16 protein-coding genes, 1 rRNA gene and 1 other annotated feature are annotated in these 14,826 nt (G+C 56.3%); of the genes, 9 read left to right on the forward strand and 8 right to left on the reverse strand.

What is annotated here, in order from left to right; genetic code table 11:
- Positions 1-9 precede the first annotated feature (9 nt).
- Genes rimM through rplS form a run of 3 tightly spaced genes read left to right on the forward strand, consistent with a single transcriptional unit; the run spans position 10 to position 1,783 of the window.
- Positions 10-558: a ribosome maturation factor RimM gene (rimM, locus tag ACJ8HN_RS16235; protein ID WP_033637182.1), complete on the forward strand. Its 549-nt coding sequence runs from the start codon at positions 10-12 to the stop codon at positions 556-558.
- Positions 559-610: 52 nt separating this feature from the next.
- On the forward strand, positions 611-1,378 hold the full coding sequence (gene trmD, locus ACJ8HN_RS16240) for a tRNA (guanosine(37)-N1)-methyltransferase TrmD (RefSeq protein WP_004932485.1): 768 nt from the start codon (positions 611-613) through the stop codon (positions 1,376-1,378).
- Between the two features lie 48 nt (positions 1,379-1,426).
- Positions 1,427-1,783, forward strand: coding sequence for a 50S ribosomal protein L19 (rplS, locus tag ACJ8HN_RS16245; RefSeq protein ID WP_025301638.1), 357 nt, complete (start codon positions 1,427-1,429; stop codon positions 1,781-1,783).
- A gap of 143 nt (positions 1,784-1,926) precedes the next feature.
- On the opposite strand, the gene ACJ8HN_RS16250 is transcribed toward rplS, so the two are convergent.
- From ACJ8HN_RS16250 to ACJ8HN_RS16265, 4 genes are all read right to left on the reverse strand, one after another.
- Complete coding sequence (locus tag ACJ8HN_RS16250; protein WP_033637183.1) at positions 1,927-2,154, reverse strand: ogr/Delta-like zinc finger family protein; 228 nt, start codon at positions 2,152-2,154, stop codon at positions 1,927-1,929.
- Positions 2,155-2,217: 63 nt separating this feature from the next.
- Positions 2,218-2,733 carry a lysozyme gene (locus ACJ8HN_RS16255; RefSeq protein WP_442523703.1) on the reverse strand — a complete coding sequence of 172 codons (516 nt, stop codon included), beginning with the start codon at positions 2,731-2,733 and terminating at the stop codon, positions 2,218-2,220.
- Positions 2,717-2,938, reverse strand: coding sequence for an HP1 family phage holin (locus ACJ8HN_RS16260; protein ID WP_025301641.1), 222 nt, complete (start codon positions 2,936-2,938; stop codon positions 2,717-2,719). Before ACJ8HN_RS16260 ends, ACJ8HN_RS16255 begins: the two co-directional genes overlap by 17 nt.
- 249 nt (positions 2,939-3,187) lie before the next feature.
- Positions 3,188-3,952, reverse strand: a complete 765-nt coding sequence (locus ACJ8HN_RS16265; protein ID WP_004932469.1) for a DUF481 domain-containing protein — start codon at positions 3,950-3,952, stop codon at positions 3,188-3,190.
- Between the two features lie 507 nt (positions 3,953-4,459).
- On the opposite strand from ACJ8HN_RS16265, the gene ACJ8HN_RS16270 reads away from it, so the two are divergent.
- Both ACJ8HN_RS16270 and tyrA read left to right on the forward strand, forming a co-directional pair.
- Positions 4,460-5,536, forward strand: coding sequence for a 3-deoxy-7-phosphoheptulonate synthase (locus tag ACJ8HN_RS16270; protein WP_016929016.1), 1,077 nt, complete (start codon positions 4,460-4,462; stop codon positions 5,534-5,536).
- Between the two features lie 3 nt (positions 5,537-5,539).
- Positions 5,540-6,661, forward strand: coding sequence for a bifunctional chorismate mutase/prephenate dehydrogenase (gene tyrA, locus ACJ8HN_RS16275; RefSeq protein ID WP_033637185.1), 1,122 nt, complete (start codon positions 5,540-5,542; stop codon positions 6,659-6,661).
- Between the two features lie 58 nt (positions 6,662-6,719).
- Here tyrA and pheA read toward each other — a convergent pair whose 3' ends face one another.
- From pheA to bamD, 4 genes are all read right to left on the reverse strand, one after another.
- Positions 6,720-7,877 carry a bifunctional chorismate mutase/prephenate dehydratase gene (gene pheA / locus ACJ8HN_RS16280; RefSeq protein ID WP_033637186.1) on the reverse strand — a complete coding sequence of 386 codons (1,158 nt, stop codon included), beginning with the start codon at positions 7,875-7,877 and terminating at the stop codon, positions 6,720-6,722.
- A gap of 42 nt (positions 7,878-7,919) precedes the next feature.
- Positions 7,920-8,046: a sequence feature (Phe leader region), on the reverse strand.
- Positions 7,998-8,045, reverse strand: a complete 48-nt coding sequence (locus ACJ8HN_RS16285; RefSeq protein WP_193169524.1) for a hypothetical protein — start codon at positions 8,043-8,045, stop codon at positions 7,998-8,000. (Overlaps the previous feature by 48 nt.)
- Positions 8,047-8,174: 128 nt before the next feature.
- Positions 8,175-8,516 carry a ribosome-associated translation inhibitor RaiA gene (raiA, locus tag ACJ8HN_RS16290; protein WP_060422373.1) on the reverse strand — a complete coding sequence of 114 codons (342 nt, stop codon included), beginning with the start codon at positions 8,514-8,516 and terminating at the stop codon, positions 8,175-8,177.
- A 312-nt stretch (positions 8,517-8,828) separates the two neighbouring features.
- Positions 8,829-9,560 (reverse strand): outer membrane protein assembly factor BamD, encoded by a 732-nt coding sequence (gene bamD, locus ACJ8HN_RS16295; protein ID WP_004932456.1) that lies wholly within the window; start codon positions 9,558-9,560, stop codon positions 8,829-8,831.
- A 131-nt stretch (positions 9,561-9,691) separates the two neighbouring features.
- On the opposite strand from bamD, the gene rluD reads away from it, so the two are divergent.
- The 4 genes from rluD to ACJ8HN_RS16315 form a co-directional block, all read left to right on the forward strand.
- Positions 9,692-10,669, forward strand: coding sequence for a 23S rRNA pseudouridine(1911/1915/1917) synthase RluD (gene rluD, locus ACJ8HN_RS16300; protein WP_004932452.1), 978 nt, complete (start codon positions 9,692-9,694; stop codon positions 10,667-10,669).
- Positions 10,669-11,400, forward strand: a complete 732-nt coding sequence (gene yfiH / locus ACJ8HN_RS16305; RefSeq protein WP_442523704.1) for a purine nucleoside phosphorylase YfiH — start codon at positions 10,669-10,671, stop codon at positions 11,398-11,400. Before rluD ends, yfiH begins: the two co-directional genes overlap by 1 nt.
- A gap of 130 nt (positions 11,401-11,530) precedes the next feature.
- A complete protein-coding gene (gene clpB / locus ACJ8HN_RS16310; RefSeq protein WP_025301647.1) occupies positions 11,531-14,104 on the forward strand; it encodes an ATP-dependent chaperone ClpB in 2,574 nt (857 codons plus the stop codon).
- A 511-nt stretch (positions 14,105-14,615) separates the two neighbouring features.
- Positions 14,616-14,826: ribosomal RNA gene (locus tag ACJ8HN_RS16315) — 16S ribosomal RNA — on the forward strand; the annotation flags it as partial.

A 14,826-nucleotide genomic window follows, 5' to 3' on the forward strand; every position in this document is an offset into this window, starting at 1 on the left:
GTGGTGGCAATGAGCAAGCAACTCAAACCGGTAGCGCCGATCGCGCCGATTGTACTCGGTAAAATGGGGTCCGCTTACGGCATTCGTGGTTGGCTCAGAGTGTTTTCATCCACCGAGAACGCCGAAAGCATTTTTGACTATCAGCCGTGGTTTATCCAGCAGGCGGGTCAGTGGCAGCATATCGAGTTGGAAGACTGGAAGCGCCACAGTCAGGATCTGATCATCAAGGTCAAAGGCATTGACGATCGGGACGCGGCGAATCTGCTGACTAATCGCGAGATTATGGTGGATTCCGATCAACTTCCTCCGCTGGAGGGTGACGATTACTACTGGAAAGACCTGATGGGCTGCCAGGTAGTCACCACCGCCGGCTACGAGTTGGGTAAAGTCATCGATATGATGGAAACCGGCTCGAACGATGTGATGGTTGTGAAAGCGAACCTGAAAGATGCGTTCGGCATGAAGGAGCGGTTGATTCCGTTTCTTCATGGGCAGGTTATCAAGAAAGTCGATCTCACTGCCCGCGTGATTGAGGCAGATTGGGATCCTGGTTTTTGACCCCCGGATCAAACGGTCGAAGCAAGTGGAATAACGGTAAGGGGATTGGCTTGTGTTCATCGGTATTGTAAGCCTGTTTCCTGAGATGTTCCGCGCTATCACCGATTACGGGGTGACTGGCCGGGCAGTAAAAAATGGCCTGCTGAGCGTGCAGTGTTGGAGTCCTCGCGACTTCACCTACGACCGGCATCGCACCGTGGACGATCGCCCTTACGGCGGCGGCCCGGGAATGCTGATGATGGTGCAACCTTTACGGGAAGCCATTCATGCGGCGAAAGCAGCGGCAGGCGAGGGAGCAAAGGTGATTTATCTGTCACCTCAGGGGCGCAAGCTGGATCAAACCGGCGTGTGCGAACTGGCGGCCAATCAGAAGATGATTCTGGTGTGCGGCCGCTACGAAGGGATAGACGAGCGCGTAATCCAAACCGAAATTGACGAAGAATGGTCAATCGGCGATTACGTTCTCAGCGGCGGGGAACTGCCGGCGATGACCCTGATTGATTCAGTCGCCCGTTTCATACCGGGTGTGCTGGGCCATCAGGCCTCAGCGGAGGAAGACTCCTTCGCCGACGGATTGCTGGACTGCCCGCACTATACCCGCCCAGAGGTGTTGGAAGGGATGGAAGTACCGCCGGTTCTGCTGTCGGGCAACCATGCCGAGATACGTCGCTGGCGCTTAAAGCAGTCGCTGGGCCGAACCTGGCTTAGAAGACCTGAACTTCTAGAAAGCCTAGCTCTGACTGACGAGCAAGCGGTGTTGCTGGCTGAGTTCCAACGGGAACATCAGGCCAGGCAACAGGACTATGAAGGAAACGTCTGACATCAGACGGGACCGATATATCAGTTTACCTAGGGTAAGAGACATATTATGAGCAACATTATTAAGCAACTTGAACAAGAGCAGATGAAACAAGACGTACCTGCATTCCGTCCGGGTGATTCCGTGGAAGTGAAGGTATGGGTCGTTGAAGGTAGCAAAAAACGTCTGCAGGCATTCGAGGGCGTGGTTATCGCTATCCGTAACCGCGGTCTGCACTCTGCATTCACTGTTCGTAAGATTTCCAACGGCGAAGGTGTTGAGCGCGTATTCCAGACTCACTCCCCAGTAATCGACAGCATTGCTGTGAAACGTCGTGGTGCCGTTCGTAAAGCTAAACTGTACTACCTGCGTGAGCGTACTGGTAAGGCTGCTCGTATCAAAGAGCGTCTGAACCGCGTTGGCTAACGCTGCATCCAAAAGTTAATAGTTATCAGGGGTTGGCATTATGCCAACCCCTTTTTTTATCTGGAAAATCTATCACCTCGCATTTGCGAGACTTGGCCGCCTGGCAGCGACATTAAAAAGCCTGCATCAGCAGGCTTTTTGCATTATAGCGCGGCGGCGCTTTGTTTATGCTGACTCTCCGGCGGGTGCGGCTGCGCCGGGACAATGTCATCGCCAGGTTTGACGATCACCCGCGCGACGGACTCGTGCGTGGCGAACGTGCAACTGCAATTGATGTTGCGGCATTGATGGTAACGCTCTTTGGTCGACTCGCTCAGATAGCGGCTGGAGCGAGTGTGGGCCACGTGACCGCATAATGGACAGTGCATCATAAGAACCCCCTTGAACAAATTAAGTGAAATTGTTGTGGCATCACCCTTCGGCGAGCGAACTCGTCATGATGAGGCAATACCCTGCAAGCACAGTGCGCGTTCCGTGGCGCGTCGCTGTTCCAGCCCTTTGTTTTTCTTTCCGTTTACGTAAATCCAGCGAGGCAACTGATCGCAGGCCTGCCGCCACTGGCGCTGTTGCAGCAGCGCGACCAGCGTAGAGTGGCAGGCTGCGCTGACGCCCACGTTGAAGGCGAAGGCGATCACCGCATCATAGGTTTGTTGCGAGAGCGTATGCGGCAGGCAAGCGGCCATGCCGCGTTCGGTGCGGCGAACATCGTCGACCAAACCCACCGCGGCTTGCCGTTCATCGATCGTCTTGCCTGGGATGACGTCGGCAGTATGCCCAATGCCCTGCGTCCACACCCCGGCGTTGCACTGGTAAGGCGACAGGCGGCAACCTTCGAGATCGGCGATCAGCCTGAGACCGGCTTCTGAGGTTTGCAGCTCGCCAAATGACGGTAACAGCACCGCGATGGCCAAAACGGCGGCGACGCTGCAGCGCTTAACGATTGCACTCATCGTAAATTTTCCTCCGTGATGCCGCATTGCGCTCAATGGCCTTCAAGATCTGCAGGCTTTTACGTCGGTAGTACCAGTTCACCAGAAACGTGCCGATGCCTACCGCCGCACCGACTAAAAAGGCAATGTCCTGTGGAGAGAGCTTGCCGAGCCAGGCGAGAAACAGGGCCATGGCGTAGGTGATGAATGAGGTGATTTTCTCCATAACTTATGCTCGCTTTGTTTACAGCATCTCGGGAACTGTGGTGGCCATCGATGCGTTACTGGTCGCTCACTATCGAAATCCATCATGCCCCGATGCTGTACAATAATTACTGTATATGCATACAGTATTAAGCTATTTGCTAAAGTCGTCAATGGGTGGGATGAATATTTTTAGCAGATTGTGCAAAAGAGGGCGGCAGGCATAAAAAAGCCCATCGATGATGGGCTTCGAGAGATTCTGGAAGGGAGATTACAGGCCGTAGACCAGCGTGACCGAGGTGGTGGTGTCGGTGTTTTTCGGTGCCGAGGCCGGCGGTTTGCTGTTGTAGGTCACGGTGTAGGCTACGCGCAGTGAGAAGCGATCGTTGATCGCCACGTTCAACGCGCTTTCCGAGTTCAGTGTGGTTTCCTCGTTCGCCAGCGCGGAAACGCCCTGAATGAACTTGGTGTTGTCGGTCAACTGATAGGAATAGTTGGCCGCACCGTAGGCCAGCCCTTTGGTCGAGCGGCCGCCGCCGTGGTATTCGTCATGGCGCACGCCGGGACCGAACTCCACCCGCAGGTCGCTGAGCGGCCCGTTGAGGAGTTGACGGCCGTAGCCGCCGGTCAGCGTGGAGCGTGAATCGTAACCGTTGAAACGGTCGCTCAGCCAGCTGGCTTGGCCGAACAGGTAGTTGCGGTCGGTCAGGTTATAGCGCGTACGGCCACCGGCCTGGTATTTTTCGGAGGAGCGCACGTTGGAGGAGGTGGTGTTGTTGGCCGCCCCCCACAGGCTGTACGCCGCGTCGCTGTTGAACCAGGTCATGTTGGTGTTGGCCAGCAGGGTGGAACTCTGCGAGTTGCCTGACTGGGCGTTGTAGCCCGCCTGCACGTTGCCTTCAAACGGTTTCTTGGCGGTGGCCGGATCGTCCATCGCGGTGAAAAGCGTATTGTCGGCGAGAGCTGAAACACTGGTGAAAGTCGTTAAGCAGCAAATATACAGCGGAAAAGCGCGACGAGCGCGAGAAGAGAGCATTTTGGATCCAGTTGTTAAGGGTGGTTATTGTTGATGACGGTCACATTATATCGGTTCATTTCGGCGACAAAAATAGCCGCCATTAGCTTAAGTTTTTAATTTTTATTCCTTATTTATTCGCTTTTCTTCTACTGAAATTCATCGCTTTCAGCAGCGCTTCGTGCTGAGTCTGGCGGATGCCTGTCTCAGCCCATTCGTTGGCGCTGAGGTGGGGGGCGCGTCTTCCTTGTAAAATCAAATGTACATTTATGTTTACGATACCCATCTATTGCCAGGCAAGCGGGTAGAGAGGCGCTGGCAATCCTTTTGTTTGCATATATTATTAAATTTATTGCATTTATTGTATTTGTTGAAGTGCATTTTCCAATGGTTTTTCTTAGGGGTAATTACGGTAATTTTTTATTTACGGAAATTGGATTGAAAACTTTACATTGCGTGATAAGGTAGAGCCCTGAAACGCTCAAGGTTCCACTTCAACGCATAACGCCAAACGACAGGAATAGCATCATGCAAAAAGACGCGCTCAATAACGTACACATCAGTGCAGAACAGGTTCTCATCACACCGGAGGAGCTGAAGAACCAGTTCCCGCTCAGCGCCGACGACGAAAATGAAATCGCCACCGCGCGCAACACCATCGCCAACATTTTGCAGGGGCGCGATCATCGCCTGTTGGTAGTGTGCGGGCCTTGCTCGATCCACGATCCGGATGCGGCGCTGGACTACGCCCGTCGTTTGAAAACCCTGGCGGCTGACTTGAGCGATCAGCTGTATATCGTTATGCGCGTCTATTTTGAAAAACCCAGAACCACTGTCGGCTGGAAAGGTTTGATCAACGATCCGTACATGGACGGTTCGTTTGACGTTGAAGCAGGCTTGCATATCGCGCGTCGCCTGTTGCTGGATCTGGTGGGCATGGGCTTGCCGTTGGCTACCGAAGCGTTGGATCCGAACAGCCCGCAGTACCTGGGGGACTTGTTCAGCTGGTCAGCGATCGGTGCGCGCACCACCGAGTCGCAGACCCACCGCGAAATGGCTTCCGGCCTGTCGATGCCGGTCGGCTTCAAAAACGGCACCGACGGCAGTCTGGGCACCGCCATCAACGCCATGCGCGCCGCCGCCATGCCGCACCGTTTCGTCGGCATCAACCAGGCGGGCCAGGTTTGCCTGCTGCAGACCCAGGGCAACCCGGACGGGCATGTGATCCTGCGCGGCGGTAAAACCCCGAACTACAGCGCCGAGCACGTTGCGGCCTGTGAAAAACAGATGCTCGAGGCGGGACTCCATCCGTCCTTGATGATAGATTGCAGCCATGGCAACTCGAATAAAGACTATCGCCGTCAGCCGGCGGTGGCCGAGTCCGTGGTGGAGCAGATTAAGGCGGGCAACCGTTCGATCACCGGCATCATGCTGGAGAGCCATCTGCATGAGGGCAACCAGTCTTCCGAGCAGCCGCGTGCAGACATGCGTTACGGTGTGTCCGTCACCGACGCCTGCATCAACTGGGAAAGCACGGAAACGCTGCTGCGTCATATGCATCAGGAACTCGGCGCTGCGCTGACGGCACGCACGGGAGAAAAGTAAGTTATGGTGGCAGAACTGACCGCGTTGCGCGATCAAATTGACGAGGTGGACAAAGCGCTGCTGGATCTGCTGGCGAAACGCCTGCATCTGGTAGCGGAAGTCGGCGAGGTGAAAAGCCGCCACGGTTTACCGGTTTATGTGCCGGAGCGCGAAGCGGCGATGCTGGCCTCGCGCCGTCAAGAGGCGGAAAACCTCGGGGTGCCGCCGGATTTGATCGAGGATGTCTTGCGCCGCGTGATGCGCGAATCGTACGTCAGCGAGAACGATAAAGGTTTTAAAACCCTGTGCCCGCAGCTGCGGCCGATCGTCATCATTGGCGGCAACGGCCAGATGGGCCGGCTGTTCAACCGTCTGCTGACGTTGTCGGGTTATCAGGTCAGGGTATTGGATCAGGAAGATTGGCCGCAGGCGGAACAGCTGTTGGCAGACGCCGGCATGGTGATCGTCAGCGTGCCGATCCATGTGACCGAACAGGTGATAAGCCGCCTGCCGCCGTTGCCCGACGACTGTATTTTGGTGGATTTGGCGTCGGTGAAGAACCGTCCGCTGCATGCGATGCTGGCGGTGCACAGTGGCCCGGTGGTGGGGTTGCACCCGATGTTCGGCCCGGACGTGGGCAGCGTGGCGAAGCAGGTCGTGGTTTACTGCGACGGCCGCCGGCCAGAGGCTTACCAGTGGTTGCTTGAACAGCTGCAGGTGTGGGGGGCGCGGCTGCACCGCATCAGTGCGGTCGAACACGATCAGAACATGGCGTTTATTCAGGCGCTGCGGCACTTTGCCACCTTCGCCTACGGGTTGCATCTGGCGGAAGAGAACGTGCAACTGGAGCAGTTGCTGGCGCTCTCTTCGCCGATCTACCGGCTGGAGCTGGCGATGGTTGGCCGCCTGTTTGCGCAGGATCCGCAGCTGTACGCCGACATTATCATGTCGTCGGAGGAAAACGTGGCGTTGATCAAACGCTACTACCAGCGCTTCGGCGAGGCGATCAAGCTGTTGGAGCACGGCGACAAACAGGCGTTTATCGATAGCTTCCGCAAGGTGGAGCACTGGTTTGGCGATTACGCCCAGCGCTTCCTGGTGGAAAGCCGCACGCTGTTGCGGCAGGCTAACGACAGCCGGCAGTAAAATACCGGCGGTAAATAAAAATGAAGGGTTCGGCTTGGCCGAACCTTTTTTTATCGCGTCAGGATGGGTTGACCGGCACCACGGTGTCGCTGGGATAACAGCCCAGCACCTTCAGCGAGCGGGTGATGGGCGCCAGATCGCGCAGCGCTTTTTGCATTGCGTCGGCACGCAGGTTGGCCTGCACATCGATGTAAAACATCTCTTCCCACGGATTGCCGTTGATCGGGCGTGACTCCAGTTTGGTCATGATGATGCCGTTGTCGCGCAATACCAGCAGCGCTTCGACCAGCGCGCCGGATTGCTGGCCGGTCGCCATGATCAGCGTGGTTTTGGCCGGCACCTGTTCGGAGACGTCGATCGCTTTACGCGCCAGGACGATAAAGCGGGTGATGTTCTGCTGTTGATTGGCGAGGTTGTGTTCCAGCACTTGCAGCCCGTACAGCGCGCCGCCGGCCTCGCTGCCCAGCGCCGCCACCTTCGGCGAATTCAACTTGGCGACTTTCTCCATTGCGGCGGCCGTGCTTTCAGTGTATTCGATTTTCCAGTGCGGGAATCGATTCAGGAACTGGCTGCACTGCTGGAACGGCTGCGGGTGGCTGTAGACGGTTTCAATCTGGCTCAAATCGCTGTCGCCGGCCACCAGAACACAGTGGTTGATAGGGTTGGTCAGTTCGCCGACGATCGACAGACTGGTGTGTTGCAGCAGGTCGTACACCTCATTAATCGAGCCGGAGCTGGTGTTCTCGATCGGCAGAATGGCGTAGTCCGCCTGGCCGGTTTCCACCTGGGCGAAGATATCCTGAAACTTCTGGCAGCCACATTCGATCAACCGATCGAAATGGCGGGCGGCGTATTGGCGCGCCGCCAGATGTGAATAAGAGCCTTTCGGGCCGAGAAAGGCGATGCGGGCGGAGTGTTGGCTGACGGGATTGAGCTGGTGCTGCAGCAGCGCCTGCTGGGTCAGGACGGAGTCTTCAATGATCAGTTGGAACAGGCGGGTGACGTAGAAACCGTCCAGGTCGTAAGGCTTGGCGGCGGCGATCAGCGCATCCAGCAGATCGCGCTCGCGCTCTTTGTCGCGGATCGGACGGTGAGAGTGCAGTTTGGTCTTGCCGACTTCGATCGCCAGTTCACGGCGTTCCGCCAACAGGGCCAACAGTTTCAAATCCAGTGCGCTGATGCGCTCGCGCAGCACCAATAACGGGTTGTCAGTCATAATCAGCTTCCGCCTTCAGTTCTTATTCGTTGTATAACAGCCATAAAAAAAGCCTCCTGTTTCCAGGAGGCCTTGTTGTTCGTCTTCGCATTCTTTCTCACACGACGAAACGCCTCCCAGTCAGGGGAAGGTAAAAAAGAATGCGAGGAAAAACGGTGTGCGTGGCATGGTCTACCTAAGATTAATGCGAACAGGTTTTAAAGTAACCGCTGGCTTTTACCCCGTCAACAAAAATACCCGACAAAAAACGCGCCCTCAGGCGCGTTTGATGCGGCAACCGCAGTCGGACTCGGACAGTTATTCTTCTTCCGGTGTGACTTCCGGCACGATGTCTTTCACGCTGGCATTGCAGCGGCGCGCTTCGCCTTTGTGCTGCACCTTGTTCAACTGGCGCTCCAGCTTGGCGATCAGCTCGTTAACGGCGGTATACATGTCATCATGTTTGGCGCTGGCGACCAGCGGGCCGTTCGGCGTGGTAATGGTAGCGTCGGCGACAAACCCCTGCGGTTCTTTGGATAAGACGATATGCGGGTTTATCAGCTGGGTCTGCCATTTTTCCAGTTTGGTGAGACGGTCTTCGACGTGATTGCGGATTGCGGGAGTGATATCCATTTGTTTGCTGGTAATGTTCAATGTCATATAACTTACCTCTCTGTCTTTCCGTCTTGGTGAACCCAGCATACCCCGCTTTTTGTTTAAATGCGTGATGTAAATCACGATTTTTTGTCACTTTTTGCAAAGTTAGTTCAATCTGTGATTCAGCATTTGAATTGGTTATCTAATGCTTGAGAGTTGCCGCCGGATGGCGCATTATCGATGAGTTGACCGGTGAGGAGCGCTAGCTAACACCGTGTTTTTACTTGTGTATTCTTCCAGTGAAAACCAGGTCCACGCCAATGAAAACGGCAGCCGAGGCTGCCGTTTTGTTTTTTTGCCGTTGCCGACGCGCGCTTATTGCGGGTTGGCGGCGATCACTTTGGCCACTTTGTCAGCCTGGCCGTTCAGCTGCAGTTGCTTGTAGGCATTTTCCATCAGCGGCAACACGTCGTGCGTCGCTTTGGTATCCGGGAATTCACGCAACATCTGCTCGGCGCGATTAACGACCGCGACGTAAGCACCGCGTTTAGTGTAGTATTCCGCCACCGAAAGCTCATACTTGGCCAAGCGGTCTTTCAGATACACCAAACGCTTGTTGGCGTCGGTCGCGTATTGGCTGTTCGGGTATTGCTGAATCAACTGGCTGAAGTCGCGGAACGCAGCGCGAGCGTGCTGAGGATCGCGGTCCGAACGGTCAACCCCGAAGAAGCCCTGCAGCGCGCTGTCATCGAGCGCCATGTCGGTCAGACCGCGCATGTACATCACGTAATCGATGTTCGGGTGCGTCGGGTTCAGGCGCATGAAGCGATCGATGGATGCCTGCGCCATCGGCAAGTCGGCGGCCTTATAGTAGGCGTAAATCAAATCCAGCTGGACCTGCTGGGAATACGGCCCGAAAGGATAGCGGTTATCTAACGCTTCGAGTTGCGTAATCGCGCCCTTGAAGTTACCGTCCTGCAGCTTTTGCTGCGCGGTGGCATAGATTTCCGAAGGTGGGTTGTCGGGAACCGCATCCTTGGATGTGGAGCAACCTGCCAGCGCCAGGCTCAACGTGGCTGCCGCCACCAGATATTTCATACGCGTCATGACGTTTTGATTATCCTCAGGGTGTTATTCCGGGAGACTGTCCGTTAAGCTCCCGACAAAGACCAGGTACAATAGCACATTATATTAAACGGCATCGCCGTGAAAACCCAACGTTAACGAAGAAGCTGCATATGGCACAACAAGTACAACTCACCGCAACGGTGGCCGAATCTCAACTCGGACAACGTTTAGATCAGGCTTTGGCCGAATTGTTCCCTGATTATTCACGATCTCGCATAAAAGAGTGGATCCTGGGCGATCGGGTGAAGGTCAATGGCAAAACGTCAAACAAACCGAAAGAGAAGGTGCTGGGCGGAGAGACGGTCGCCATCGATGCACAGATAGAAGAAGAGGCGCGTTGGGAGCCGCAGGATATCGCGTTGGATATCGTCTATGAAGACAGCGACATCCTGGTGATCAACAAGCCGCGCGATTTGGTGGTGCACCCTGGCGCCGGTAACCCGGACGGCACGGTGCTCAATGCGCTGCTGCATCACTACCCGGAAATCGCCGACGTGCCGCGCGCCGGCATCGTGCACCGTCTGGATAAAGACACCACCGGCCTGATGGTGGTGGCGAAAACCGTGCCGGCGCAAACCCGGCTGGTGGAAGCGCTGCAGGCGCGTGAAATCACCCGCGAATACGAAGCGGTGGCGATTGGCACCATGACCGCCGGCGGCACGGTAGAAGAGCCCATAGCGCGCCATTCCACCAAGCGTACCCACATGGCGGTGCACCCGATGGGTAAACCGGCGGTGACGCACTACCGCATCATGGAACACTTCCGCGCGCACACCCGTCTGCGTCTGCGCCTGGAAACCGGCCGTACTCACCAGATCCGCGTGCACATGGCTTACATCAGCCATCCGCTGGTGGGCGATCCGCTGTACGGCGGCCGTCCACGTCCGCCGAAGGGGGCTTCGGAAGCTTTCATCAACACGCTGCGCGGTTTTGACCGTCAGGCGTTGCACGCCACCATGCTGCGTTTGTACCATCCGATCAGCGGCATCCAGATGGAGTGGCATGCGCCGCTGCCGCAGGACATGGTCGATCTGATTAACGCGCTGAAGGCGGATACCGAAGAATTCAAAGATCAGATGGACTGGTAATGAACTCGCTCATTCTGCCCGACTGGCCATTGCCTCCCGGCGTTAAGGCCTGCAGCACCACGCGCGGCGGCGGCGTCAGCCTGCCGCCTTATGACTCGCTGAACCTCGGCGCCCACGTCGGTGACGAGGAGCAAGCGGTGAAGCGCAATCGGGAACGGTTGGTTACCGTCGCCGGCTTGCCGCAGATGCCGGTGTGGCTCGAGCAGATACATGGCACCCGTGTGGTGACGTTGGCGGGGCAAGCGCCCGCCGATCTGCGGGCGGATGCGGTTTACAGCAACGTGCCGGGGCAGGTGTGTGCCGTGATGACGGCGGATTGTCTGCCGGTGCTGTTCTGTTCGCAGCACGGCGATGAAGTGGCCGCCGCTCACGCCGGCTGGCGTGGGTTATGCCATGGTGTGCTGGAGCAAACCGTGGCGGCGTTCAGCGCCGCGCCGAGCCAGATCAGCGCCTGGCTGGGGCCGGCGATCGGCCCGCAGCAGTTTGAGGTCGGGCCGGAGGTGCGCACTGCCTTTATCGCGGAAGACGCCGAAGCCGCGGCGGCGTTTACGCCGCACGGCGATAAGTTTTTGGCTAATATCTACTTGCTGGCTCGCCAACGTTTGTTGCGGGCAGGCGTGCAGGCCATCTACGGCGGCGACCGCTGCACGGTTAACGAAAAGAGTCATTTTTTCTCCTATCGACGCGATGGAATAACCGGACGTATGGCAAGTTTAATCTGGCTGATATAACCTATTGAATTAGGACGATCCAACGACGCATGGCGTTGTACCGAAAATTTAGCGTCGAGATAACCTTGAAAATTTGAGGGATGACCTCATTTAATCTCCAGTAGCAATTTCGACCCATCTTGGAGGTGTTATGCGTCTGGATCGTCTTACCAACAAATTCCAGCTTGCCCTCGCCGATGCCCAGTCACTAGCCCTTGGGCACGACAACCAGTTTATTGAACCGCTACATCTGATGAGCGCCCTGCTCAATCAGGAAGGGGGCACGGTTCGTCCACTATTAACTTCCGCAGGTATCGATGCCGGGCGCGTACGCACCGAGATCGAACAGGCGCTGTCCCGTTTACCGCAGGTAGAAGGTACCGGTGGCGACGTTCAACCGTCCCACGAGTTGGTGCGCGTCCTGAACCTGTGCGACAAGCTGGCACAGAAGCGTGCGGACAAATTCATTTCTTCCGAGCTGTTTGTGCTGGCGGTGCTGGAAGACCGCGGCTCGTTGACCGACTTGTTGAAAGCGGCCGGCGCAACGGCCGACAAAATCAGCAAAGCCATTGAACAAATGAGAGGCGGTGACAGCGTGGAAGATCAAGGCGCCGAAGACCAACGGCAAGCATTGAAGAAATACACGATCGATCTGACCGAACGCGCCGAGCAGGGCAAACTTGACCCGGTGATCGGCCGTGACGAAGAGATCCGCCGCACCATTCAGGTGCTGCAACGCCGTACCAAAAACAACCCGGTGCTGATCGGCGAACCTGGCGTGGGTAAAACCGCCATCGTCGAAGGCCTGGCGCAGCGCATCATCAACGGCGAAGTGCCGGAAGGGCTGAAGCACAAGCGCGTATTGTCCCTCGATATGGGCGCTTTGATCGCCGGCGCCAAATACCGCGGCGAGTTTGAAGAGCGTCTGAAAGGTGTGCTCAACGATCTGGCCAAGCAGGAAGGCAGCGTCATCCTGTTTATCGACGAACTGCACACCATGGTCGGCGCCGGTAAGGCGGATGGCGCGATGGATGCGGGCAACATGCTCAAGCCGGCGCTGGCGCGCGGCGAACTGCACTGCGTCGGTGCCACCACGCTGGATGAGTACCGCCAATATATAGAGAAGGATGCGGCGCTCGAACGTCGTTTCCAGAAAGTGTATGTGGCGGAGCCGAGCGTGGAAGACACCATCGCTATCCTGCGCGGCTTGAAAGAGCGTTACGAACTGCACCACCACGTGCAGATCACCGACCCGGCCATCGTGGCGGCGGCAACGCTTTCTCACCGTTATATCGCCGATCGTCAATTGCCGGACAAGGCTATCGACCTGATCGACGAAGCGGCGTCCAGCATTCGCATGCAGATGGATTCCAAGCCGGAATCGCTCGACAGGCTTGAACGCCGCATCATTCAGTTGAAGCTGGAACAGCAGGCGCTGAATAAAGAGTCTGACGACGCCAGCAAGAAACGCCTGGACATGCTCAGCGATGAGCTGGGGCAGAAAGAGCGAGAATATTCGGAGCTGGAAGAAGAGTGGAAAGCGGAAAAAGCCTCGCTCTCCGGCACCCAGAACATCAAGGCTGAACTCGAGCAGGCCAAAATCACCCTGGAGCAGGCGCGCCGCGTCGGCGATCTGGGGCGGATGTCGGAACTGCAATACGGCAAAATCCCTGAGCTGGAGAAACAGCTCGCCGCCGCCACGCAGGCTGAAGGCAAAAGCATGAAACTGCTGCGCAATCGGGTGACCGATGCGGAGATTGCCGAAGTGCTGGCGCGTGCCACCGGCATCCCGGTGGCCAGAATGCTGGAAGGCGAACGCGACAAACTGCTGCGCCTGGAGCAAGAGCTGCATTCGCGGGTGATCGGCCAGGACGAAGCGGTCAGCGCGGTCTCTAATGCTATCCGCCGCAGCCGCGCCGGGTTGTCCGATCCTAACCGGCCGATCGGTTCGTTCCTGTTCCTCGGCCCGACCGGGGTGGGGAAAACCGAGCTCTGCAAGGCGCTGGCTTCGTTCCTGTTCGACAGCGACGACGCCATGGTGCGTATCGACATGTCTGAGTTTATGGAGAAACACTCCGTTTCGCGTCTGGTCGGCGCGCCTCCGGGCTATGTTGGTTATGAAGAGGGCGGCTATCTGACGGAAGCCGTGCGCCGCCGGCCTTACTCGGTGATTCTGCTGGATGAAGTCGAGAAAGCGCACCCGGACGTATTCAACATTCTGCTGCAGGTGTTGGATGACGGCCGACTGACCGATGGCCAGGGCCGTACCGTCGATTTCCGCAATACCGTGGTGATCATGACTTCCAACCTGGGTTCCGATCTGATCCAGGAGCACTTCGGTCAGATGAACTACGCGCAGATGAAAGAGTCGGTGATGGAGATGGTGAGTCACCACTTCCGTCCTGAGTTCATCAACCGTATCGACGAAGTGGTGGTGTTCCATCCGCTGGGCGAGAAACACATTGCTGCAATCGCCAAAATTCAGCTGTCTCGCCTGTACAAGCGTTTGGAAGAGCGCGGTTACGAAGTGACCATGACCGAACCGGCCCTGGCTTTGTTGAGCAAAACCGGTTACGACCCTGTGTATGGTGCGCGTCCGTTGAAACGCGCGATTCAGCAGGAGATCGAGAACCCGCTGGCGCAGCAAATTCTGTCCGGCAAGCTGATTCCCGGCAAGCTGGTGACGCTGGATGTGGAAAACGACCATATCGTTGCACGCCAATAACGGCAACTAAGCGTCATGAAGATGAAAGGGAGCGGGTGACCGCTCCCTTTTCTTTATCTTCATTTGTCTCTATTTACAGGGTTTGCCGCTATTGCTGCGCTAAAACCGGTGTTTTTTGACTAATAAACATCCTAAAAAGGCATTTTGGGTGATTATTTGAGCGCTTGAAAAGTTTTTTGCATTTAGGGGTTGCGGCCTGCCGAGAACTCCCTATAATGCGCCTCCACTGACCGGGAACAACGACTGACAAGCCGCCGGGTCAGCGAGAAGACAGCGAAATAAACGCTTGACTCTCCGGGCTAAAAGCGTAATATACGCAGCCCGCGCCGATGAGTTTCTCGGCACTGCTCTTTAACAATTTATCAGACAATCTGTGTGGGCACTCCACAAGACGATATCCAGCATCCTCGGATGCAAAAAAATATCAAGTCTTGAAGAGTGACTAACTGAAGTAAAATTCATGCAGTAAATCTTTGAGCATCGCTTCTCGAGTGGAAGCACATCAAGCTTTTAATTGAAGAGTTTGATCATGGCTCAGATTGAACGCTGGCGGCAGGCTTAACACATGCAAGTCGAGCGGTAGCACAGGGGAGCTTGCTCCCCGGGTGACGAGCGGCGGACGGGTGAGTAATGTCTGGGAAACTGCCTGATGGAGGGGGATAACTACTGGAAACGGTAGCTAATACCGCATAACGTCGCAAGACCAAAGAGGGGGACCTTCG

The organism is Serratia sp. CY29653, assembly GCF_052169255.1.
Classification (GTDB): Bacteria; Pseudomonadota; Gammaproteobacteria; order Enterobacterales; family Enterobacteriaceae; genus Serratia; species Serratia sarumanii.